20 protein-coding genes are annotated in these 20,331 nt (G+C 62.0%); 7 read left to right on the forward strand and 13 right to left on the reverse strand.

Going from position 1 to position 20,331, the window contains the following annotated elements:
* Window positions 1–9: 9 nt before the first annotated feature.
* A complete protein-coding gene (locus tag RHE_RS26495) occupies window positions 10–1,035 on the reverse strand; it encodes a LysR family transcriptional regulator (RefSeq protein ID WP_244425828.1) in 1,026 nt (341 codons plus the stop codon).
* Window positions 1,036–1,040: 5 nt separating this feature from the next.
* On the opposite strand from RHE_RS26495, the gene RHE_RS26500 reads away from it, so the two are divergent.
* The 3 genes from RHE_RS26500 to RHE_RS26510 all read left to right on the forward strand — a co-directional run bounded on the left by RHE_RS26500 (window position 1,041) and on the right by RHE_RS26510 (window position 3,256).
* Entirely contained in the window at window positions 1,041–1,577 is a 537-nt protein-coding gene (locus RHE_RS26500) for a cupin domain-containing protein (RefSeq protein ID WP_244425830.1), read from the forward strand.
* A 453-nt stretch (window positions 1,578–2,030) separates the two neighbouring features.
* Window positions 2,031–2,795, forward strand: coding sequence for an SDR family oxidoreductase (locus tag RHE_RS26505; RefSeq protein WP_011428329.1), 765 nt, complete (start codon window positions 2,031–2,033; stop codon window positions 2,793–2,795).
* Window positions 2,796–2,842: 47 nt separating this feature from the next.
* A complete protein-coding gene (locus tag RHE_RS26510) occupies window positions 2,843–3,256 on the forward strand; it encodes a cupin domain-containing protein (protein WP_011428330.1) in 414 nt (137 codons plus the stop codon).
* A 50-nt stretch (window positions 3,257–3,306) separates the two neighbouring features.
* Here the strand turns inward: RHE_RS26510 and RHE_RS26515 are convergent, their stop codons facing one another.
* The 4 genes from RHE_RS26515 to RHE_RS26530 all read right to left on the reverse strand — a co-directional run bounded on the left by RHE_RS26515 (window position 3,307) and on the right by RHE_RS26530 (window position 7,662).
* The gene (locus tag RHE_RS26515; RefSeq protein WP_011428331.1) at window positions 3,307–4,590 is read right to left on the reverse strand and encodes a cystathionine gamma-synthase family protein; all 1,284 of its coding nucleotides are present in this window, start codon (window positions 4,588–4,590) and stop codon (window positions 3,307–3,309) included.
* A gap of 112 nt (window positions 4,591–4,702) precedes the next feature.
* Complete coding sequence (locus RHE_RS26520; RefSeq protein ID WP_011428332.1) at window positions 4,703–5,782, reverse strand: YihY/virulence factor BrkB family protein; 1,080 nt, start codon at window positions 5,780–5,782, stop codon at window positions 4,703–4,705.
* Window positions 5,783–6,552: 770 nt separating this feature from the next.
* Entirely contained in the window at window positions 6,553–6,918 is a 366-nt protein-coding gene (locus RHE_RS26525) for a hypothetical protein (protein WP_011428333.1), read from the reverse strand.
* A gap of 408 nt (window positions 6,919–7,326) precedes the next feature.
* Complete coding sequence (locus RHE_RS26530; protein WP_011428334.1) at window positions 7,327–7,662, reverse strand: hypothetical protein; 336 nt, start codon at window positions 7,660–7,662, stop codon at window positions 7,327–7,329.
* Between the two features lie 791 nt (window positions 7,663–8,453).
* Between RHE_RS26530 and RHE_RS26535 the strand changes: the two genes are divergently transcribed.
* Complete coding sequence (locus RHE_RS26535; protein WP_011428335.1) at window positions 8,454–8,894, forward strand: GFA family protein; 441 nt, start codon at window positions 8,454–8,456, stop codon at window positions 8,892–8,894.
* An 892-nt stretch (window positions 8,895–9,786) separates the two neighbouring features.
* Window positions 9,787–10,398: an AAA family ATPase gene (locus RHE_RS26540; protein ID WP_011428336.1), complete on the forward strand. Its 612-nt coding sequence runs from the start codon at window positions 9,787–9,789 to the stop codon at window positions 10,396–10,398.
* A gap of 20 nt (window positions 10,399–10,418) precedes the next feature.
* Here RHE_RS26540 and RHE_RS26545 read toward each other — a convergent pair whose 3' ends face one another.
* Both RHE_RS26545 and RHE_RS26550 read right to left on the reverse strand, forming a co-directional pair.
* Complete coding sequence (locus RHE_RS26545; RefSeq protein WP_011428337.1) at window positions 10,419–11,357, reverse strand: diacylglycerol kinase catalytic domain-containing protein; 939 nt, start codon at window positions 11,355–11,357, stop codon at window positions 10,419–10,421.
* Entirely contained in the window at window positions 11,344–12,378 is a 1,035-nt protein-coding gene (locus tag RHE_RS26550; RefSeq protein WP_011428338.1) for an SPFH domain-containing protein, read from the reverse strand. The genes RHE_RS26545 and RHE_RS26550 overlap by 14 nt, the downstream gene beginning before the upstream one ends.
* A gap of 128 nt (window positions 12,379–12,506) precedes the next feature.
* Between RHE_RS26550 and RHE_RS26555 the strand changes: the two genes are divergently transcribed.
* Complete coding sequence (locus RHE_RS26555; protein WP_011428339.1) at window positions 12,507–13,202, forward strand: NUDIX hydrolase; 696 nt, start codon at window positions 12,507–12,509, stop codon at window positions 13,200–13,202.
* Window positions 13,203–13,220: 18 nt separating this feature from the next.
* Here RHE_RS26555 and RHE_RS34905 read toward each other — a convergent pair whose 3' ends face one another.
* The gene (locus RHE_RS34905) at window positions 13,221–13,349 is read right to left on the reverse strand and encodes a hypothetical protein (RefSeq protein ID WP_276328766.1); all 129 of its coding nucleotides are present in this window, start codon (window positions 13,347–13,349) and stop codon (window positions 13,221–13,223) included.
* Between the two features lie 156 nt (window positions 13,350–13,505).
* Here RHE_RS34905 and RHE_RS26560 point away from each other — a divergent pair, with 156 nt between their 5' ends.
* A complete protein-coding gene (locus RHE_RS26560) occupies window positions 13,506–14,534 on the forward strand; it encodes an MFS transporter (RefSeq protein ID WP_338060915.1) in 1,029 nt (342 codons plus the stop codon).
* Window positions 14,535–14,647: 113 nt separating this feature from the next.
* Here RHE_RS26560 and RHE_RS26565 read toward each other — a convergent pair whose 3' ends face one another.
* The 5 genes from RHE_RS26565 to RHE_RS26585 form a co-directional block, all read right to left on the reverse strand.
* Window positions 14,648–15,544: a universal stress protein gene (locus RHE_RS26565; RefSeq protein ID WP_011428341.1), complete on the reverse strand. Its 897-nt coding sequence runs from the start codon at window positions 15,542–15,544 to the stop codon at window positions 14,648–14,650.
* 191 nt (window positions 15,545–15,735) lie between these two features.
* Window positions 15,736–16,398: a dihydroxyacetone kinase subunit DhaL gene (gene dhaL / locus RHE_RS26570; RefSeq protein ID WP_011428342.1), complete on the reverse strand. Its 663-nt coding sequence runs from the start codon at window positions 16,396–16,398 to the stop codon at window positions 15,736–15,738.
* Between the two features lie 3 nt (window positions 16,399–16,401).
* Window positions 16,402–17,406, reverse strand: a complete 1,005-nt coding sequence (locus RHE_RS26575) for a dihydroxyacetone kinase subunit DhaK (RefSeq protein WP_020919087.1) — start codon at window positions 17,404–17,406, stop codon at window positions 16,402–16,404.
* A gap of 48 nt (window positions 17,407–17,454) precedes the next feature.
* A complete protein-coding gene (gene apnL, locus RHE_RS26580; RefSeq protein ID WP_011428344.1) occupies window positions 17,455–19,299 on the reverse strand; it encodes a D-apionate lactonase in 1,845 nt (614 codons plus the stop codon).
* Window positions 19,296–20,330, reverse strand: a complete 1,035-nt coding sequence (locus tag RHE_RS26585; protein WP_011428345.1) for a Gfo/Idh/MocA family protein — start codon at window positions 20,328–20,330, stop codon at window positions 19,296–19,298. The genes apnL and RHE_RS26585 overlap by 4 nt, the downstream gene beginning before the upstream one ends.
* Window position 20,331 lies beyond the last annotated feature (1 nt).

Raw genomic sequence — 20,331 nt, forward strand, 5'->3', positions numbered from 1 at the left:
GACCGCCATTCAGGCACGTGCGCTGCCGGCTTCAAGCCTCTTGTGATCTGGCTCGGTCGCTATTGGAAACCAAGGCGGCTCCGGTGCGGAGAGGGCATGTGCGATCTGATCCCGGAGCCACACACTCCCGGGATCGCGATCGAAACGGCGAAGCCAGTACATGGTCACGTCCATTTTCGGCGAATCCATCGGCGGCCTGAATACGTCGAGCATCAGCCGGCCGGTCAACATGCGAGCGAAATGAACCGGAATGCTCCCCAGCATCTCGCTCGCTTCAACGGCAAGAGCCACGGCCTGAAAATGCGGCACCGTGACCATGACACGCCTGGCGAGACCCAGGCGTGCAAGGGCGGGATCAATCGTCCCCGTCCTGCTGCCATCGGCCGAGCGCAGGACGTGGGGAACAGCGCAGAAGACGTCCGCCGGTATGGCATCTCCTGGACAAATGCCATGACTGGCAAGGAGCGGATGTCCTCGCTTCGCAATGCATACCAGCCATGACTGGAACAGCTTGCGGCTAATAACCCATTCAGGCGGTTCGAGCGATCGATCAATAACGATATCAGCCCGGCCGTCACGCAGCATCTCGAAGACTTCGGACGAAGCATGATCGATCATCTGCAGGGTGACGAAGGGCGCCGTTTTGGCCACGCGCGCAGCGAGGGGAGGCATCAACAGCGAGGAGAAGTAGTCCGATCCTATCAGTACGAAGGATCGGGTTGACGTGGTGGGGTCGAACGCAGCGTTCGTCGCCAACGCCTCTTCCATGCCGGCCAGGGCCTGTCTTATCGGTTGACGCAGTTCGAGCGCCCGCGCAGTCGGCATCATCTGATTGCCTTCTCGGACGAATAATTCGTCATCCAAGAGCGCGCGCAGTCTCCCCAACGCCGAACTCACAGCCGGTTGGGACAGGCCGACACGCTCGCCGGCCCGCACCGTCGAGAGCTCCGCCATCATGGCGTCGAATACACGCAGCAGATTGAGATCGAGGGCTGAGAAATTCACGGACTCAATATCCCTTATATGATCATTCAATTTCCGTGCAGCTGCTTGCGGCGATAGTTTTGAACGGCAGTATAAAACTCTATTCCATTCAACCTTGGAAGGAAATTGCGATGAATATCGCTGGGGGCATCGGGCGGACCGTAAGCTGGATGGACACTGCCTACACCATACATGTGGGACGATTTGAGAGCGGCGGAATTGTCGGAGTTTTTGAAGGCACCGTGCCGGCCGGCGGCGGGCCGCCCGTTCACATCCATCACAATGAGGACGAAGTGATCCATGTGATCGAAGGCGACTATGAGTTTTGGCTGAACGGCGCGATCGTCCCGGTTGCCGCGGGAAGATCGATCTTCCTGCCGCGTGGCGTGCCGCACACATTTCGAGTGGCAAGCGCGTCTCCCGGACGCAACCTCACCATTCTGACGCCGGGCGGCATGGAAGAATTCTTCATCGAGGCAGCCGCGCAGGCTCCTCGCCTACCGGAGCATATGGATCGGTTGCTCCAGCTTGCGGAACGCTATGGCATTGAATTTCGCGGGCCGCCGGATTGGGACACCGCCCGGGTGTCCTGACAACGGCACCCTGCATCAACGATTGGCAAGTGCGCCGATCGCCTCTCCCACCCCGTAACGAACCCAACGCTTGAACGCCTCCGTCTCCGTGGCGAAGGCATCGAAGGCGTCAGGTTTACGCGATCGTGATGACATCCGCCGCTTCGATTATCTGCACCGAATGGCACGTCCGGCCGATGCCGGATGACACCGGCCCTCTCCACTCCGGCGGCGCACCTCGACCGCAGGTGAGTTGCGCTACTGCCTTGGCATAGAACGACAGCGACCGAGAGACAATGGTTCGAGCCCCCGATCCGGCGCATTCTCCTACCGTCGGCTGAGGTCGGCCGCGGCGGGAATCCGCGTGGTGATTGTCCTTATGCCGATCGAGTCGCCTGCCCTACTGAAGAGGCGGTTTGCGGCCCCATCCAAAATCAACAGAGGACATTCCTCTAAAGGACCAGGGAGATTACCATGAAAATCGTCGTTATCGGCGGCACCGGCCTCATCGGCTCGAAGACGGTGGAAAGGTTGCGCAAGAAGGGACACGACGTTCTGGCGGCCTCGCCGAATTCGGGCGTCGACACGATCACCGGCAAAGGCGTCACCGAAGCGCTTGCCGGGGCGCAGGTGGTGCTAGACCTCGCCAACTCGCCTTCCTTCGAAGACCAGGCCGTGCTCGAATTCTTCCAGACCTCGGGCCGGAACCTGCTCAAGGCCGGGGCTGCGGCCGGCGTGAAACACCACATCGCGCTGTCGATCGTCGGCATGGAGCGGCTGCAGGGCAGCGGTTATATGCGCGCCAAGATGGCGCAGGAACAGCTGATCAAGAACTCCGGCATACCCTATACCATCGTGCATTCCACCCAGTTCCATGAATTCATGGCCGGCATAGCCCAGTCGAACACGGTCGGCCAGACCGTGCATCTATCGCCCGCCTATCTGCAGCCGATCGCCTCGGACGACGTCGCCGACGTCATGGCCGAGGTGGCGCTCGCTGCACCCGTGAATGGCACGGTCGAGATTGGCGGACCCGAGAAGATCCGCCTGACCGATATCGTGACGCGTCTCTTCAAGGCGACGAACGATCCGCGTCAGGTGATCACGGATCCGCACGCCCGCTACTTCGGCGTCGAGCTCGATGACACTTCGCTCGTTGCCGGCGCTCATGCGCGGCTCGGCAAGATTCGCTTTGACGACTGGCTGAACCTGCAGCCGCCCCAGAAAAAGAGCGCCTGAGAGCGAGGCTGCGCCTGTCGACCATTCTACAACTGAGGAGACCAGACATGCTCGCAAAAATGATCTCGGCGGCGGCTTTCGCCCTTGTCCTTGCCTGCGGCGACCAGGCTTACGCAGCCGGTGAGAAAGCGAAGATATCAGTCGTTTACGACCAGAAGCTTCCCAACGTCCCCGGCAAGAGCATGAAGGCCGTGCTCGTCGAATATGGCCCGGGCGGTTCGTCGCCCGCCCACACCCACCCGCATTCGGCCTTCATCTATGCCACCGTTCTCGAAGGGGCAATCACCAGCAAGGTGAATGATGGACCGGAGAAGACCTATAAGGCCGGCGAGAGCTTTTCCGAATTTCCCGGCGATCATCACGCCGTCAGTAAAAATGCCAGCAAGACCAAGCCGGCGCGCCTGCTTGCGGTGTTCGTGCTCAATAGCGACGAGACGGAACTGACGACCGACGACAAGTGACCTCGTCCTCGATGCCCGGCGCCGCCGGGCATCGATTCCATGCGAGCGCGTCAAACAGCCTGCAGCGCCAGCTCCAGATCGGCGATCAAATCATCCGGATGCTCGATGCCGATCGACAGCCGGATTGTCGATTCCAGCACGCCGATGCGCTCCCTGACATCGGCCGGCACGCCGGAATGCGTCATGGCGGCGGGGTGGCTCGCCAGCGATTCCGTGCCGCCGAGGCTCACGGCGAGCTTGAAGACCTGCAGTGCATTCAGGAATTTGAAGGAGGCCGGCTGGCCGCCGCGGATATCGAAGGAGAAGGTCGAGCCGGCGCCGCTGCATTGGGCGGCGAAGGTGCGGCCGGAGGGCGAGTCCGGATCGTGATAGGGAAGATAATGAACCTTCTCGACCTTGGGATGATCACGCAGGAAATCGGCCACTGCCCGCGCATTGCTGTTGGCCCGCTCCATGCGTAGCTGCAGCGTTTCGAGCGACCGGCCGAGCATCCAGCAGGAATGCGGATCGAGCTGCGTGCCGATCGCGCCGCGCAGCGCCTTGACCTGCTTGATGACAGCCTTGCGCCCGAGCACGGCGCCGGCGATCAGATCGGAATGGCCACCGACATATTTGGTCAGCGAATAAAGCGAGATATCGGCGCCATGCTCGATCGGCCGCTGGAAGACCGGCCCGAGCAGCGTATTGTCGCAGACGACGACCGGCACATGCCCTTGCCTTGCGCCGATCGCATTGGCCACGCGCCGGATCATCGCGACGTCGACGAGGCTGTTGGTCGGGTTGGCCGGCGTCTCGATGAGGATGACGGAAACGCGGCCCTTGCCGACCGCCTCATCCGCCGCCTTCCGCACCGATGCCTCGCTGACGCCATCGGCAAAGCCGACCGCGGCGACGTCGAAATTGAGGAAGGTCTTCGCCAGCAGGGTTTCGGTGCCGCCATAGAGCGGCTGCGAATGCAGGATCGCATCCCCTGGCCGGACAAAGGCGAACAGGGTCGTGGCGATCGCCGCCATGCCGGAAGAGAAGAGCGCGCCGCTTTCCGTCCGTTCGTAGACGGCGAGCCTGTCTTCGACGATCTCGCTATTCGGATGATTGAAGCGGGAATAGACGAGGCCGGCGCCCTTGCCCGCCGGCGGCTCGCGACGGCCGGAGACATAATCGAAGAAATCCCTACCATCCTCGGCGGAATTGAACACGAAGGTTGAGGTCAGAAACACCGGCGGCTTGACCGCCCCTTCGGAAAGTTCCGGATCGTAGCCGTAGTTCAGCATCTGCGTTTCGGGATGCAGCGCATGATTGCCGATATGGGTTTTGGAGGGATGCGGGGCGGTCATGATCGTCTCCTCTGTCGAACCTGCCGAAGGACAGGATACATCAATTCGAGGAGCAGTCATCGCGACTGCTCAATTAAGAGTGGAGCATGCTTTCGGCATCATGCTCAGACGTTCAGTTCACGATCTCGCCCAGGGTATCGGCGACATAGGCGCCGCGCGCGCCCATCGGCAACGGGTGGCCCGTCGTCGTGTCCCGCGCCGTCTGATGCTCCAGCTCAGCATTGAGCTCCGCGCCGACGATGAGAATGACGACGGAAAGCCAGATCCAGATGAGGAAACCAATAAGCGCGCCGAGCGTACCGTAAGTCGCGTCGTAATTGGCGAAATGCTCGAGATAGAAGGAGAAGCCGAGCGACATGGCGGCGCAGGCGAGCGCCGTTAGGACCGCACCCCAGGTCATCCACCGCACTCGCGCGGGTTCGCGGCTCGGACCGAAGCGGTAGACGAAGGTCACGGCCACGACGACGACCAGCAGAAGCAGCGGCCATCTTAGCAGAAGCGCCATGTGCTCCTTGAACTGATCAAGCCAGAGATAGGAGAGCACGACAGGCATTACGCCCATGAGCGCCACCACGACGACCGCGAAGACCACGGCACAGAGGGTGAAGCAGAGGCCGATCAGGTTCAGCCGCACCAGGCTGCGCTTCTCCCTCTCCTCATAGGCGACGTTCATCGCATCGAAGATCGCCAGGGTGCCGCTATGGGTGCTCCACAGCGCAATGCCGAGACCGACGAAGAAGGTGATGCCGAGCGTGCTGTCGCGTTTTTCGACCAGCGCCTTGAGTTGATCGGCAAGAAGATCGAAAGCCCCGGGCGGCAGGAGGATGGCGAGCTCGCGAAGATGTTCGGAAATGGTGATCGGATCGGCGACCAGGCCGTACAGCGAGACCAGGGCCGCCAGGGCCGGGAACAGCGCCAGGAGCAGATAGAAAGTTACGCCCGCGGCAATAAGGGTGACCCGGTCGTCGAGGACCTCATGGAAGACGCGCCAGAACACATCGCGAAGGCCGCTCATCGGAATGGCCTCGGGCGTCGCGGCGCTGCGCCCATGATCGTCGCCCGACGGGGCGACCGCGGCAGAAGGCGCCAGCGAACCGCGTTGCCTTGCCTGCAGCAACACAAACACACCCACAGCAGCCGCCATCATTGCCGCAGTGAGCGGATATCCCTTGAGGCGCAGCACATCAGCCATTACTCTATCCTCCGACGATTTGCTTCGGGAATAACGCCGGGTGCCGCTAAAGGATGCAAACCGTTGCTTTCTTGCCGAGATTTCCGGTGAGGGGAGGGGCCCGCTGCGGTCAAGAGTGGCACGTCGGCGATGCTGAACTCTAAATTCTGATATTGTACATTGATGATTTTATTAATGTCTAATCGCCCAACGGAAGCGAAACGGGCGTTTGGTTTCGCTACTTCGGCACGGGGCTCTTTTGGTCGCTGTCGCGGGCATGGCGACTTTGCGGCGCCAGAGGCGGTAAATTCGGCCGTCAAGCGTCGCATCAAGAGCGATTTCGAACCCCGAATTCGCATTCCATACGCGCACTGGGCACCTCCGGAGACCGGCATTCGCGGGACGGCCTGGGAGGCAACCCTACCGATGCATTTGCCGTGTCTCATCCATCGCGCCGACGGCCATGGCCGACAATAGCCACTCCCGGCGTCCCCGGCAAAGATCGGCCCCGGTCAGGATGGGCCGGCTCTCTCATCCCGAACGTTCCACGAGCGCACGCATCCGCTCAGGATGCCAGTCAACCTGCCCACTCCATCTGCACACCCGGATGAAGCGCCGCGGGAGAGAAACCGGCACACCGACTCCAGAGACCAGCGATCAGAACACGGCAGCGATTTGCCGCCAACACGCCCGACCGCCACTGATAGCCCGGTCCACCATTCACTGCGGGCAGCAGATGCCGCCGGGCGTATCGCCACCTTTTCCTGTAAGTTCAGCGGCGGCCAGACCGGCTAATCAGCGTTGGCTGCCGTAGGCCTCCTGCGCATTCGTATCATCTGCCCGACATCGTCATCGTATTGATCATCCGGGAACTCGACACTCCAGACGAGACGGCGCAGCGACTCAGGGGCGACGCCGCCATAGCCAAGCTGTTCCAGACGAAGCACGAGCAACAAGCGGTCGACAACGACGACCAGCCGTGCGGAGGCGCCGAGTTGATACAATACAGGACGCATCGCGGCATAGGATTTGAAGCCGAAAGACGCGGCGATCGCCTCATCAAGGTGGGATGACTTGATATAGGGATAGTGACCTCGCAAGGCCTTCTTCAAAGTGGCGACGTTCGAAGGCGAGAACCTCACAGATGGGTTCAGCATATGACGATCCAATGTTCCGGCCGAAGTCTGCCGATTACACTTCGACCTTGGTGAACATGGTCGTCGAGAAACTTTACGCGCCCTTCAACCCGGCAGCAGGTTCGGATGGGGTTCCTAGCCGAGACATTAACCCGCGGACGCTTCTTGCTCAAGACATGGATCGACCTCTGGATCGCGATGTGATTGGCGGCGGCTGCATGGCCTCGCGAACTGGCATATCGCTGTCCGTTGTCCGCGGACAACCAGCTGATCGGGCCTGGATTGTGCCAGCTCAGGCCGTGTCCGAATTAAGACTCTGCCTCAGAACGAGCCGACATGGCGGCACTTTCAATGCTCGGTCCCGCCGCCCTCGTCTTCTGCATAGGCAATTACGAAGTCGCTCAGTTTCGAAGTTTGGCTCAGAGGCAGCTAGCGACTGCGCCGAAAGGGCCAGCCGAAATGAAGTTGCAATTGAGCGAATAGAGCGTGCTCTTCGACCGGCTCTATTGTGTGGACTTCATCACGAGCGATCGCGAGTTGGATATCCTGGAATTGCAGCCAGAGCACACCATGTCGTTTGATGCCGTCATAGCAATAGTCGGAAACTCGTCTCTCATGATCGAACACCTGCGACGGAAGGGAGCATCGATCAGGCATAACCTCGAGCAACTGCCATATGAGGATCTCTCCAAATGGTTTCGATTTTGGTTCGGTCCCGAGGATGAACGGCATGACCCAACCGCGGAGCTGTTCAAAGCAATCCATTCGCCGCCGCTCCTCCCGACACCTTCTGAGTTCTGCAGGCACTCGAATAAGCCGGAGCAATGCGGCTTGAGGTCAGCAGGTCGAGAGCCGAAGCGAGTAACTCGTCTAACGGGCTCATCACCTAAGCCCGCATGCGGGCCTCCTTCGCACGACCCATTCAAGTTGGAGCACTCGCCAAGAAGCACATATCGCCACGTTGTCCGCGGACAACGTGGCGCCCAAGCAGACAGGGAGCTGCGCCGCACCACTCTCCCGTCGCAACATCACCTGTGCGATATAGGCGCAGCCTTCGGCTTGAATTCGCCGCATTGCGGCACTACGTCGTGACGAGCCGAAGCGCTGTATTCTTCTTAGCCGCTTCCGCCTGATGGACAGCACTCCTCCTCCCATGCTGTCGGTCACTATCGAAGCCCGGCGCACTCTCCCGCGCCGGGCTTCTGCCAGCTCGATATTGCAGGCGCTCGCCCTTCGAGGCGCCGCCCGGGCGAAACAGGGTGAGGCTCTCGTTGGCACCTCGACACCCAGCAATGCCTCCCGTCGACCGCGGCACTCGCCAACGGACGTCAGCCGCGGCATCCTCCACCACCCCTCCTGCTAAGGTGCGCAGCCCGCAGGGCGGAGCCTCGAAGCACACGCCGCAACGCCGCTTCTTGCATCTACTCGTCGCGACACGCACCCCACGCCCTTTGAAGACTCTTGAGCGCCGGCGCGATTACCTCCTACACTTCTCATGGGACGCAGCGCTCTAACTGACAACGAACAAGGTCAGCAAAAAGCAACCGAGGTGACGGATGAACAGGCTTGCGCAATGCCATTGCGGATCACTCCGCGCAAAGACATCAGGCGATCCGCTCACGGTGAGCATCTGCCACTGCCGCGATTGTCAGCGCAGAACCGGCGCCGTGGCCGGAAGCGGTGCGATCTTCGCGAAGGGCGAAGTGACGATCGAGGGAGATCGCAGAACCTTCGAGCGGGACGCCGCGCAAGGGCGCAAGGTGCGTTTCCACTTCTGCCCGAACTGCGGCACGTCCGTGTATTGGGAGGGCGACTTCAATCCCGACCTCTGCGGCGTCGCCGTCGGCGCCTTCGCCGACCCGGCATTTCCACCGCCACTGGTGTCCGTCTACGAGGAGTCTAGGCATGATTGGCTTCAGCTTCCCGATGGGATGAAGCACGCGCAACGCGGGCTGGTTTCGGCAGCGGCTGCGGACAAGGAGCACGGCAACGGCTAGCGGCCTTGGTGGCCGTGCGGCACGCGGGCGGCTCCTCCTCGGCAGCCCGTGCGGAGCGTGCGGCAACACCGCTGCTTGTCATCTGACACCTGCGCACCTGCCCCGCCTCGAGGCCCCTTAGGAGGCACCTCAGGGTGAGGCTCTCTTGGGCGTCGCGCAACCTGGAACGCCTTCGAGCCTCCGCGCAAAATCATTCGGCGCCCGCCTCGACTACGGCCCTATCAAGCCGTCCAAGGCGCGGCATCCCCCAACATCCCCCATCCGAGGCGCACGGGCCGAAGCCTCGAAGGACACGCCGCAGCGCCGCTCCTGGCATTCAATCAACCTCGGCGCGCTCGCTGCTCTCCTGAGCAACGGTCGATATCTCCGACACTCTTTGGCAGCAGCCGCCACTCATCAATCCATGGGAGAGTTCCTCGTCGCCCCACACAAATGTGACAGCGACTGCATCTCGTGAGAAGGGCGGAGAAGTAAAGGAACTAAACCGTAACATCACTTCAATTTCGATATCAAAGCTGAACAAATCAAAGCGTTAGCCCCAACCCCACCGGAAGCCTCCTGCCGCTCAGCCGGCATCACCACTCCCGTCTGCCCGCACTGAACTCAAGAAAATCCGCTTCGATGCCACCTTTGAAGATGACGCCGTGGTCAGGCATTTCGGACAACGCTGGTGAGCGGCTGATGCTGGGCGGCGATGCCGGCGGCAAGGCGGTTACCGACATGGCAGACATTTGACGAACCCTTTGAGGCAACCAAAGGAAGCGACGGCTTTTCAAAACCGCGCTTCTTCTTATGATCTTGTGCACCGACCAAATCGGGCACGGCCTCTTAATCGTCGACTGCAGTGACTGCGAGGTTCGAGAAGTCAGCAGTGAATAGGGAAGACAGACCGATGAAGCTATTCATTCTCCTGTTGGGCTTTCCCGGCGTCGGAAAGCTGACGATCGCGAGAGAACTGAGTCCGCTGCTGACTGCAAAGGTTATTGACAATCATTGGTTCAACAACCCGATACTGCGTCTGCTTGACGACGACGGAACCACGCCTCTCCCGAAAGGAATATGGGAATATATTGGAAGAGTTCGCCAAGCCGTCCTGGATGCGATCGTCGCCTATGGCCCTCCTTCGGCAAATTTCATTTCCACGCATGCCGGCATAGAAGGTGATGAGCGCAGCAATCGCACGTTCCAGCAGATTGCCGGCGCGGCCCGAGAATGCGAGGCGCTGCTGGTGCCCGTGAGGTTGCTCTGCGACGAGGAGGAGTTGGCACGTCGCGTTGCCACACCGGCGCGTCGCGATCGGTTGAAGTCGATTGATGCGCAGGCATCGAGGGAGAAAAGCAGAAGAGCCCAGGTCCTCGCTCCCCAACACCCGTTTGCGCTGAATCTGGATGTCACCTCAAAGACGGCGGAAGCAAGCGCAGCAGCCATTCACGCCCATATCTTGAGGATGACAACCGGCGAGCTCGGTTCGGTCCAGGGCAACGGTGTCGTTGCCCTGCCATAACCACCGGTCCTCAACATCCCTCACACCACCAACATCCCCTGCCGCTCAGCCAACGTCACCTCCGCCCGCGTCCCGGCATTGAACTCCAGAAAATCCGCCTCGATGCCGTCGCTGAAGATCACCCCGTGCTCCGGCATTTCGGAGACGATGGTGAGCGGCTGGTCCTGGGAGACGATGCCGGCGACGATGGTGGTGCCGGTGGTGCGGCTGGGGAAGGGTTCGCGGACGAAGTAGCGCAGGTAATCCGCATCCCAGGCGAAGGACATGTCGATCCTCCGGTCAGCTGGCTCGAAACCCAGCGCGCTCGCTGCTCCGAGCCAACCTGAATAGAGGCTCTTCAGCCAGCCGGTGGAGCCCATGCCTGTCGAGACGATGATGCCGCTCGAGGATTGACGCTCCCAGCGCTCCGCGGCCTGCAGGACATAACGCGCCGAGACATGGCTTTGCGGGCCGATGAAGAGATCATTGACCGCGTGGATGACGGCGCCGGTGTTGAGCGTCGCCTTGGCCATGCTGACATGTTTGATCGGCCGCTTGTTTTTCAGCGCCTCGCCGATCACTCTCGGAAGGCTCTTCGGGTTGAAGGGCAGCAGCGGGCCGTCCCAGCGCTTGGGGTCGGGGTTGACGCCGAGGACCGGCTGCCCGTCGAGATATTTGAGCGTGTTGGCGACCAATCCGTCCTGGCCGAGCACGACGACGACATCGTCGGGAGCGAAGATGAAGCTCGCGAGGTATCGGCGGTCGAGACGCTGGACTCGGGCGACGGCACGCAGGCTTGCTTCCACCTCGGCGATGGCCGTTTCGTATCGTTTCTTCTCGGCGAGATAATCGCTGAAGTCGGCGCCGAGATGCTCGACATAGAACTGCGCCTGCTGCACGGTGTTGAACCGGGCGATGAGTTCGTCGAGCCGGGTCGGCCTGACGACCAGGATGATCTTGCGTTCGTCAGAGACCGGCACGGTCCTTGCCCTCCTGCGGCTGCAAGATCTCCCTGAGAAGATCGGGCGAGACGTTCAGCTGGCCGATCTTCGTCGCATTGTCTGCAAGGTCGCGGAAGGCGAGCGCCATCAGCTGGCCCGGCTGCATGCCGACCGAGGCGAGCGCCTGCAACACTTTCGGATCGGCCTGTTCGAAGGATTTCATCATCGCCGTCAGCGCATAGGCCTGGGCGTCGGCCTCGGCCCGCGCATTGGTCGCCGCCAGCGTCACCAGGTCACGGTTCTGCTCTTCGAGCGCGATCTTGCCGGCCATTTCGTCCCGGCGGATCTGCAGCTGCCGTTCCTGCACGGCGCGTTCGGCCTCCATCTGGGCTTCGCGCACCTGCCGTCTCTTGTTCTCCAGCGTGATCTCGGTGGCGATCTCGTTTTCCTTGATCGTCCGCTCCTGCTCGATCGCGGCGTTGCGCCTGCTATAGATGGCTTCGTCGGCCTGCCGCAGCAGGGCTTCACGGGCATGTGCTTCCAGCGCCTTGGCCGTCTCGGCCTTCGGCATGACGGCAAGCAGCGACAGGCCGAGAATCTCTAAGCCGAGCGCCTCGATGGTCGGATGCACCTTGAGCGCATCGGCCACGCCGGCGACGAGCGCCTCGCCCGAAGCAAGAACCTCCTTGAGCGACAGCGTCTGCACCTCGGCGCGCATCGCCACCTGAACGCGATCGATCACGCGGGTCGAAAGCTTCTGCGGGTCCTCCGAGACATAATGGCCCTTGCGGTCGAGCGTGAAATTCAAAAGTGCCGCCGTGCGGCGCGGCTCGGCGATGCGGTAGGTGATTTGGCCCTGCACCGTCACTTCCTGGAAGTCTGATGTCACCAGAGGAAAGATGAAAGGATCGTTGACGCTGGCCGTCGGCACGAGCACGAGAGAGCTCGAAGGCGAAAAATGCCAGAAAGCAAGGCCGGCGCCCTCACGGACCGCCTTGCCGTTCTGATATTGGATGACGTATTGCGTGGGTTCCGTCTTGATGAAGCGCAGTCCGAACATATCCGTTTTCCTGTTCTTGGCTCGAGCCCCTCGCTCGTGTCGAAGAAGAGAAAACACGACTTAGTGAGAAATGTCAACTAACTTAGTTGAAGATTTACACTAAGGCTGGAGCGTGTTATCTTCCCACCATGACAACACACGACAATGACGCCTTCAAACCGATCGCGACCGTCGATCTCGCCATTTTCTCACTGTCGCCGACAGGCCTCTCCGTGCTGCTCGTGCGCAGGACAAGCGCGCCCTTTTCCGGGGACTGGGCCTTGCCCGGCGGCTGGATCCATATTGACGAAGATGCGGATCTGGAGGCTGCGGCGCGCCGGGTGCTGAAGGAAAAGACCGGCGTCGAAACACCCTATCTCGAACAGCTGCAAACGACGGGAAACCGCGACCGGGACCCAAGAGGCTGGAGCATCAGCATCGTCTATATCGCGCTGATTTCGGCCGACGACGTCGCAGAGCCGCAGGGTGCGGTGGCTGAGGATGCCGAATGGCGGCCGATCGAGGGCGACGGCGTCGGCTTTCCCATCGCTTTCGACCATGCATCACTCCTCCAGGAGGCGCTCGGCCGCATCCGAAGCAAGGTCGAATATTCGAGCCTGCCGGGCCATCTGCTGCCTGTCCGTTTCACTTTGAGCGAGCTGCAATCGGTCTATGAGAGCCTCCTCGGCCGCAAGCTCGACAAATCGGCTTTTCGAAAGCGCATGGCGGAAGCCGATTTCCTGGAGCCGGTCGAAGGCGAGATGCGCCGGGCCAGCAATCGGCCCGCCCAAGTCTTTCGCTTGAAGGACATCCGGTCGCTGATGCTCTTCGACCGCAGAATTTGATCTCTGCATTCTGAGGGATCAGGCGTTGAGACCCTGCTGCGTCTGCCGGTCGAAGAGACGAGCAAGGTCCTCGTGATAGGAGAAGGAGCCGCATATGAGAGCGCTCGACAGTGGCGGTTCATCTGCTCTCCGCTTCGTGCTGGTCATGGCAGTCTTCAATTTTTTCGGCGACCTCACCTACGAAGGTGGCGCGGCGATCAACGGTCAGTTCCTTGGAATGCTGGGGGCGAGTGCCGCTGCCAGAAGCATCATTGCCGGCACAGGGGAATTCCTTGGATATGCGCTGCGGCAGTCGCCGGCTGGATCGCCGACCGGAGCCGCGCCTACTGGGCGGTTACCTTTGCCGGCTATGCGATCAATCTCTGCGCCCTGCCCGCAATGGCACTGGCCGGGAGTTGGGAGCCTGCGGGGGCCCTGATCATTGCCGAACGGGTTGGCCGTGCCATGCGCAAGCCGACGGTCGAGGCAATGATCTCCTATACCACCGGCGAACTCGAGCGAGGCTGGGCCGTCGGTCTCAGCGCCGCCCTCGACGAGGCGGGAGCGACGCTGGGGCCATTGATTGCCGCTCTCATTTTATTCCTGCGTGGCGACTATCGAACCGCATACGCCCTGCTGACCATTTCTGTTGTGCTCGCGATCATGGCACTCATTGCTGCGCGGCTGACGTTCCCCGTTCCCGAGCGATCGGAGCAGGGCCGCACCGCCACGGCGAAAACGCTAGGCCTGCCTTACTGGCTCTACATGGGCGCCGGCGCCCTCTTAGCGGCCGGGTTGCTCAGTTATGAGCTCGGAGCATACCATCTGGAGCGCACTCGGACCGTCCCGTCTGAATGGATTCCGGTGTTGCTTGCCTTCTCCACCGGATCAGGGGTGGCTGCCAATCTGATCCTCGGCAGGCTCTACGACTGGTCTGAAAAAGTGGCGCTCACTGTGGGGATCGCGCTGTCTGCTTGCTTCGCGCCGGTTCTACTCCGGGGCGGCATCGCGATGGCTGTTATCGCAATGCCGTTGTGGGGCATCGGTTACGCGGTGCAGGACACGCTGCTGAAGTCAATCATCGCCGGATTGCTCCCGGAAGGGCGTCGGGGTCTGGGGTTCGGCATGTTCTATTCGGCCTATGGTGGAGGTTGGCTGCTGGGCAGCGTCGCAACGGGATTGCTCTATGATCGCTCGACGCTGCGCTTGCCGCGTTCGTCGCAGCCGCACAGCTTGCATCCCTTCCGATCTTTCTCCTGGCTCGAAGGAAGGCGCGTCGGGAGACGCAGGCAAACCGGTCGCAATAGCCCCATGCGAGACTCTGCGTCTGCGCAGCTTCGCGACCGCTGCTAAGCATAAGCGCTTCGCGGCCCAGAATCATCGGGGGCACATAGTAGCGGGGGATGCTCGCCGCGGTTCCTTGGCACGCGGGAAATCGCAGACGGCAGGAATGAAAATCGCGCTCTCTAATGCTTCATCATCAAGGGAAGTCTCGCGTGCGGCAGCAGGTAGCGAGTGACGCGGCCGAGAAGCAGTTCGAGGAAATAGGCATGCTTGAAAGCGCCGATCAGCAGGCAGGTTGCGCCGACGGAACCCGCGAAATCGAGAATGGCCTCGGCAACCGGACGACCCTCCGAGCGGATCGCGACGATGTCTCCTTTCAAGCCGAGCTGCGCTATCAGTTCCCTGGCGGTAAACTGATAGCTGCCGTCGGGCTTGTCGTTGACGCACAAAATGGTGACGCGCTCCGCCACCGCCAGCCAACGTCTTGCCGCGACGATGGCGGCTTGTGCATTCCCGTGCGGCTTCCAACCGATCACGACATGCTGCAGGAGATGGCCGGAATATCGGCCTGCAGGCGGCACGAGCACGAGCTTGTGTTCGTTGAAAACCAGGTCGTGGAACGCATCGCGGGCATCCATGTTGCCGTGGCATGGGGTGACGACGAGTGCACTCTTGTGGCATTCGGATGTGACGCAGCGGCCGAGATCACCGCGACAGTCATCAAGCAGCAGGTCGCTTCGGCTCCGATTGGCCTCTTTCCAGTCCTCGAAGACGCTTATCACCCGCTCAAGGCGCTGCTGTGGCGAACCCTCGTCCATGTCTCGCAGCAGCTGCAAGTCAATTTCCTCGGGCGCAGCCACCATCCGTTCCGGGTCCGCACCGACATGGGCGGCTGCCATGCTGCCATTAATGGCTCGAGCGGCGTCTTCCGCGATATCGAGGCAGATCCAAGCAGTTGCCGCGTCGGGCAGCAAGGCGATGACGTCAGCGTGACGGGTCAACTCGTGGACCCGCCGGGCTAAGATCGCCGCGGGTGGCAACGCTTTTGTGTCGCGGCCGTTTGAAGGTGACGTATTCATCAGGACCTCCGTCCGCGATGCTCCCGCATCGCTCCTGGTCCAATCCGAAATTCAGCTTGATCATACGCCCGCGCCTGGCGGCCCGCAACACGCCAAGGCTTGGACAGATCGGTGCGAGACGGGTGGTAGCCCCATGCTGTGATCGCTTCCAAAGGCTGTCCCGGCAAGCGGGCCCTTTTTGCCGGTAATCATTACATATCAATGCGACAACTATCATGTTGCTCCACGAATTTTGCGATCGACGCGATGACAATCGCAGCCGATGCGGCACCGGGATCGATATGCCCGATCACCCGCTCCCCGAGCCGCGATGATCGCCCCTTGGCGGCCGTCATATCCTTGGTTGCTTCGCAGCCTTGGCGCGCTGCCTGCTCGGCCATGTCGAGCGATTGGGAAAGGGGCGTGCCGGACGCCCAGGCAGCGAGCGCGGCATCGGCTGCGGGCTTCCAGGCATCGACCATGGTCTTTTCGCCGGGCTCGGCCTTGCCGCGCTCCTGGATGCCCTGTGCCAGCGCCGCGAAAGCGCGCAGGAAGTCGTCATCACTGAGTTCAGACTTGTCCTTCACGGCTGCGCCGGCGCGCATAAAGGCTGTGGCATAAAGCGGGCCGGATGACGCGCCGACCGTATTCAGGAATGCTTTTGCCGCCGCGTTAAAGACGGCGGTCGGCGCAGTCTGCGCCCGGTCGAGCGCGGCCACCGCCTTGGCCGCCGCCTCGCAGCCCGCATCCATGGCAAGGCCGTGATCGCCGTCGCCGATGGCGCCGTCTAGCTCGCAAAGATGATCGCGTCGCGCGGCGATATCCCTAGCAATCAGGGCAAACAGGCGCTGCAGGTCCTCGGTTGCGATGGTCATCGATCACCTCCTGAACATGGCGCAATCGCAGGGATGATCGATCAGCCGCTGAAGCTCGTCGTCGAGATGCATCAGCGTGATGGACGCGCCCGCCATTTCGAGCGAGGTGCAGTAATTGCCGACGAGCGATGTGTGGATGACGAGCCCGGCCTCGTCGAGCCGCGCCTTGACGCGCCGCATCATGATGTAGAGTTCCATCATCGGCGTCGAGCCCAGCGAATTAACAAGCACGGCGACACGATCGCCACGCTCGGCCTTCATCTCCCTGAGAAGATTGTCCATCAGTTCGTCGGTCACGGCATCGGCCGTCTTCAGCGGCCCGCGCGCCACGCCGGGCTCGCCGTGGATGCCCATGCCGATCTCCATCTCCTCCTCGCCGATCTGGAAGTTCGGTTTCAAGGTCTGGGGCAGCGAGCAGGGCGAGAGCGCAACACCCATCGTATAGGTGCGCGCATTGGCATGGCGGGCCGCGCGCTCGACCTCATTGAAGGAATAGAGAAGATCGCAGGCAGCACCGGCGGCCTTGAAGATGAAGACATTGCCCGCCACGCCGCGCCGCCTGTCCGTCTGATCGGCCGGGGCGGACGCGACATCGTCGGTGGTCAGCACGGTACGCACCGTGATGTCGTCGAGCGCCAGCATGTCCGCCGCCATGTCGAAATTCATCACGTCGCCGGCATAATTGCCGTACATGAAGAGCACCCCGACGCCGCCATCGACGGCCTTGGCGCAGGCCATGATCGGATCGGGCGGCGGCGAGGCGAAGACATTGCCGATCGCGGCGGCATCGGCGAGCCCCTTGCCGACATAGCCGAGGAATGTCGGCTCATGCCCGGAGCCGCCGCCGATCACCAGCCCGACCTTGCCCTTGCGCGGTCCGTTCCTGGCAATGATGGCGCGCGGCACGTCGTCCACGGCATAGAGGTGCTCGGGATGTGCCGCGAGAACCCCTTGCAGCATCTCATCGACGGCATCCGCGCCTGCATTGATTAGCTTCTTCGTCTTCACGCCTATCCTCCCCAGAACGAGCTCCCACTGCGACGGGCGGGCCAGAGGTCAATCCGCCAGCGGCAAGGCGGCCGTCGCGAAGGGCGCGAGCCGCAGCTCTTCGGCGAGTGCGCCCCCATCCACCCTTCGCTCTTCGCCTGTGAGATTGACCACGTAGAGCTTGGCGCCAGCGGCGTCCCTTGCGACGAAAGACAGCACTTCGGAGGGCGAGGACGAGAGGCATTCCTGCCAGGATGCACCCGCGAGCGCCGACAAGGTCTGCACCGTGTTGAAGAGCGGCCGCCGCCCGCCTCGTTCGACCGGTTCATCGGGACCGGCGATCAGGCCGAAAGGACCGGTCAGCGCCGAAAGTGTCAGGCATTCGAGACCGGCATCCAGCACCCGGATCGCATAGCCGAGCGCGAAGGCCTCGGCGAAACGGCCGTTGTGGCGGGGATCGCGGTTCGCCATCGGAATGCGTCCGCCGAACGGATTGTCCATCGTGCGGCTGCCATAGGGATTTTGCCGCATCGGGATCGTCGAGGGACCGATGCGATAGGGCTTGTCGTCGTAGATCGCCCGGACGGAGCGCGTGATGAAGGGCAGCGCCTCCAATGTCTGCATGACGCTGAGATCGTCGGCGGCATGCACGATTGGGTTGGTGCAATGGCTGACGAAATCGATCTCGCCTGCCGGCACGCGCTTGCGGTTGAGCTCGGTGAAATAGCTCAGCATACCGCCGCCGATGCGAATGCCGGGAAAGGCGGCGCGGGCCGCGGCATAGACCTCTTCGAGGGGAGGGCAGTCCGGCCATTTGCTGCCGGGCGGCGTCGATTGCCGGTCGACGGAAGGCGAGATCAAGATCGCATCCGGCTTGAAGCCCGCAATCTGCATCTGCCGCGCGATCTCGGCCGCCTCGCCCGCCGGCGACGATTTGCAGGGAAGCGCGATCTCCAGCGTCGAGCGGCCGGGATGGAGAGCGGCGATCGCGGCGAAGTTTTCCAATGCGTCGGCGCCATGCCCGGCGTCGGGATCGAAATGAAAGAGAAGCTCGCGAAGCGCGATCTCCGTCAGGAGGGACCTAGCCGTCAGCGTCGCATCGGCCTCCTCGGGCGTCACGATCACACCGATACCGGGCATTGTGCCGGTTCGCGCGCCGAATTCGAGTCGTGTGACTCCGCTCTGCGCGGCGACCGGCGGCGTGACGGAGCGGCTGGTATCGCTGATGATGAGCGACGTCTTCTGCCGGACAGGCTGGTTCGCCGGGATCTGGTAAGGCCAGGGCAAAGCGAGCGGCCTGACATAGGTCTTGTAGGAGGCATCGGACCAGTTGCGCTGGTCCTCCATTTCGAAGGTGTCGCCCTCCATCCGGCATTCCGCGCTCACATCAGGCATGACCTGATGGGTGATGGCGCGCATGTCCTTGATCGGCTGCCAGGGCTCGATGAGATCCGGAAAACGCGTCGCCTCGATCTGTCCGTCGACATGTTCGACCGCTGCCGGCGAACCGGCAACACCGACGATCGGATGCAGGATGCAGAAGCCGCAGCGGTTGGTATCGAAGCCGGTCCGTGAGGTAGCTTCGGCCTCGAAATCGAGCCGGTCCTGATCGCCGCTGATGCGGACCCCGATCACGAGCGCCGTCTCATCAGGTCCCTCGCAGCGAGCCCGATAGCTAACCTCAAAACGATCCTTACCCTGCTCAATCCTGAGGCCCGCGATCTCAGGACTATAAGTGCCCCAGTCCCGGTCGCGGACGAGATAGGAAATCGCCCGCAGCACCTCGACGCCGTCGTAGCGGATCGTGCGGAGATTGCCATCGGCGAGATCGGCCGTTAGCTTTCCCGCCGTCAGGCGAACCGTCGGCCTTTCCTCAACGCGAGTACCGTAGAGCTGGAACGCATCGGCGGTCATCGCAGCATCGCCCGAACATCGATCGTTCGGCCTTGTGCCGCGCTGTCGTAGGCCGCCTCGACGAGTGCGAAGGTCTTCAGATTGTCGGCGCCCGAGGTCGAGTGCTCCGCGCCGCGCTTGAGTTGGTCGACCCAATGCTGCTCTATCGCGAAGACGCTCTCCTGGATGTTGTGCCAGGGCCGCGAGGCCCAGGACAGCAGCTTCGGCGCAACATCCATCCTGGTCGTGCCCCTGCCGTTGGTGATCTCCAGGCCGTAGCCCTGGGTCAGCCGGATCGTGCCTTCGGAGCCGTCGAGTTCGATCAGCGTCTCGGGGAAGGGTTCTTTCGGTAGCCTGGTGGCGTAGCTGACGTCGACGACCGAGGTGGCGCCGTTCTCATGATCGAGAAGGATGGTCGCGACATCCTCGCCCCTGATCCTGGGATTGACCCGCTTGGTGCGGGCCGTCAACCCGCTGACGTCGCCGAGGATATAGCGGGCGATATCGAGCGTATGGATGCCGAGATCCTCGATGATGAAACGCTCGCCTTCGGCGAGGTAGGGTTGGCCGGAGAAGACGTCATAACCCGAGCGGAAGGAAAAGCGGCCCCAGAAGGGCGTGCCGATGGCGCCGGCATCGAGCGCCTTGCGCACCGCCTGTATCGGCGTCTGCCAGCGGAAATTCTCGTGCACCATCAGCGCCACGCCGGCAGCCCGGCAGGCCTCGACCATCGCCCTCGCATCCGCCAGCGTCTTGGCGAAAGGCTTTTGGCAGATGGCCGGCACCTTGTTTCGCGCTGCCATTTCCACGAGAGCGCGGTGGCTCTGAACCGTCGTGGCGATATCGACGAAATCGAAGCCGCCATCGGCAAACATCGCCTCGGCATCGCTGTAGCGCCGCACGATGCCGAACTGGTCTCCGACAATCTTCAGCCGCTCGGGATCGCGGTCGCAGATCGCGACGATGCCGGCGCCGTCGACATCCTTCCAGGCATGCATCTGGTTGATCGCAAAGAAGCCGCAGCCGATCAACGCGCCTTTCAATCCGGTCATT

This window comes from Rhizobium etli CFN 42 (assembly GCF_000092045.1).
Taxonomy (GTDB): Bacteria; Pseudomonadota; Alphaproteobacteria; order Rhizobiales; family Rhizobiaceae; genus Rhizobium; species Rhizobium etli.

What these genes read in the sequence shown, in the direction of transcription:
- apnL (WP_011428344.1), bottom strand. Translation starts at nt 19,299, where the DNA reads ATGACCGCCGATGCGTTCCAGCTCTACGGTACTCGCGTTGAGGAAAGG.
- RHE_RS26550 (WP_011428338.1), bottom strand. Translation starts at nt 12,378, where the DNA reads ATGTTCGGACTGCGCTTCATCAAGACGGAACCCACGCAATACGTCATC.
- RHE_RS26585 (WP_011428345.1), bottom strand. Translation starts at nt 20,330, where the DNA reads ATGACCGGATTGAAAGGCGCGTTGATCGGCTGCGGCTTCTTTGCGATC.
- RHE_RS26530 (WP_011428334.1), bottom strand. Translation starts at nt 7,662, where the DNA reads ATGGATTGCTTTGAACAGCTCCGCGGTTGGGTCATGCCGTTCATCCTC.
- RHE_RS26535 (WP_011428335.1), top strand. Translation starts at nt 8,454, where the DNA reads ATGAACAGGCTTGCGCAATGCCATTGCGGATCACTCCGCGCAAAGACA.
- RHE_RS34905 (WP_276328766.1), bottom strand. Translation starts at nt 13,349, where the DNA reads ATGACCAGCACGAAGCGGAGAGCAGATGAACCGCCACTGTCGAGCGCT.
- RHE_RS26510 (WP_011428330.1), top strand. Translation starts at nt 2,843, where the DNA reads ATGCTCGCAAAAATGATCTCGGCGGCGGCTTTCGCCCTTGTCCTTGCC.
- RHE_RS26515 (WP_011428331.1), bottom strand. Translation starts at nt 4,590, where the DNA reads ATGACCGCCCCGCATCCCTCCAAAACCCATATCGGCAATCATGCGCTG.
- RHE_RS26555 (WP_011428339.1), top strand. Translation starts at nt 12,507, where the DNA reads ATGACAACACACGACAATGACGCCTTCAAACCGATCGCGACCGTCGAT.
- RHE_RS26520 (WP_011428332.1), bottom strand. Translation starts at nt 5,782, where the DNA reads ATGGCTGATGTGCTGCGCCTCAAGGGATATCCGCTCACTGCGGCAATG.
- dhaL (WP_011428342.1), bottom strand. Translation starts at nt 16,398, where the DNA reads ATGACCATCGCAACCGAGGACCTGCAGCGCCTGTTTGCCCTGATTGCT.
- RHE_RS26540 (WP_011428336.1), top strand. Translation starts at nt 9,787, where the DNA reads ATGAAGCTATTCATTCTCCTGTTGGGCTTTCCCGGCGTCGGAAAGCTG.
- RHE_RS26505 (WP_011428329.1), top strand. Translation starts at nt 2,031, where the DNA reads ATGAAAATCGTCGTTATCGGCGGCACCGGCCTCATCGGCTCGAAGACG.
- RHE_RS26565 (WP_011428341.1), bottom strand. Translation starts at nt 15,544, where the DNA reads ATGAATACGTCACCTTCAAACGGCCGCGACACAAAAGCGTTGCCACCC.
- RHE_RS26525 (WP_011428333.1), bottom strand. Translation starts at nt 6,918, where the DNA reads ATGCTGAACCCATCTGTGAGGTTCTCGCCTTCGAACGTCGCCACTTTG.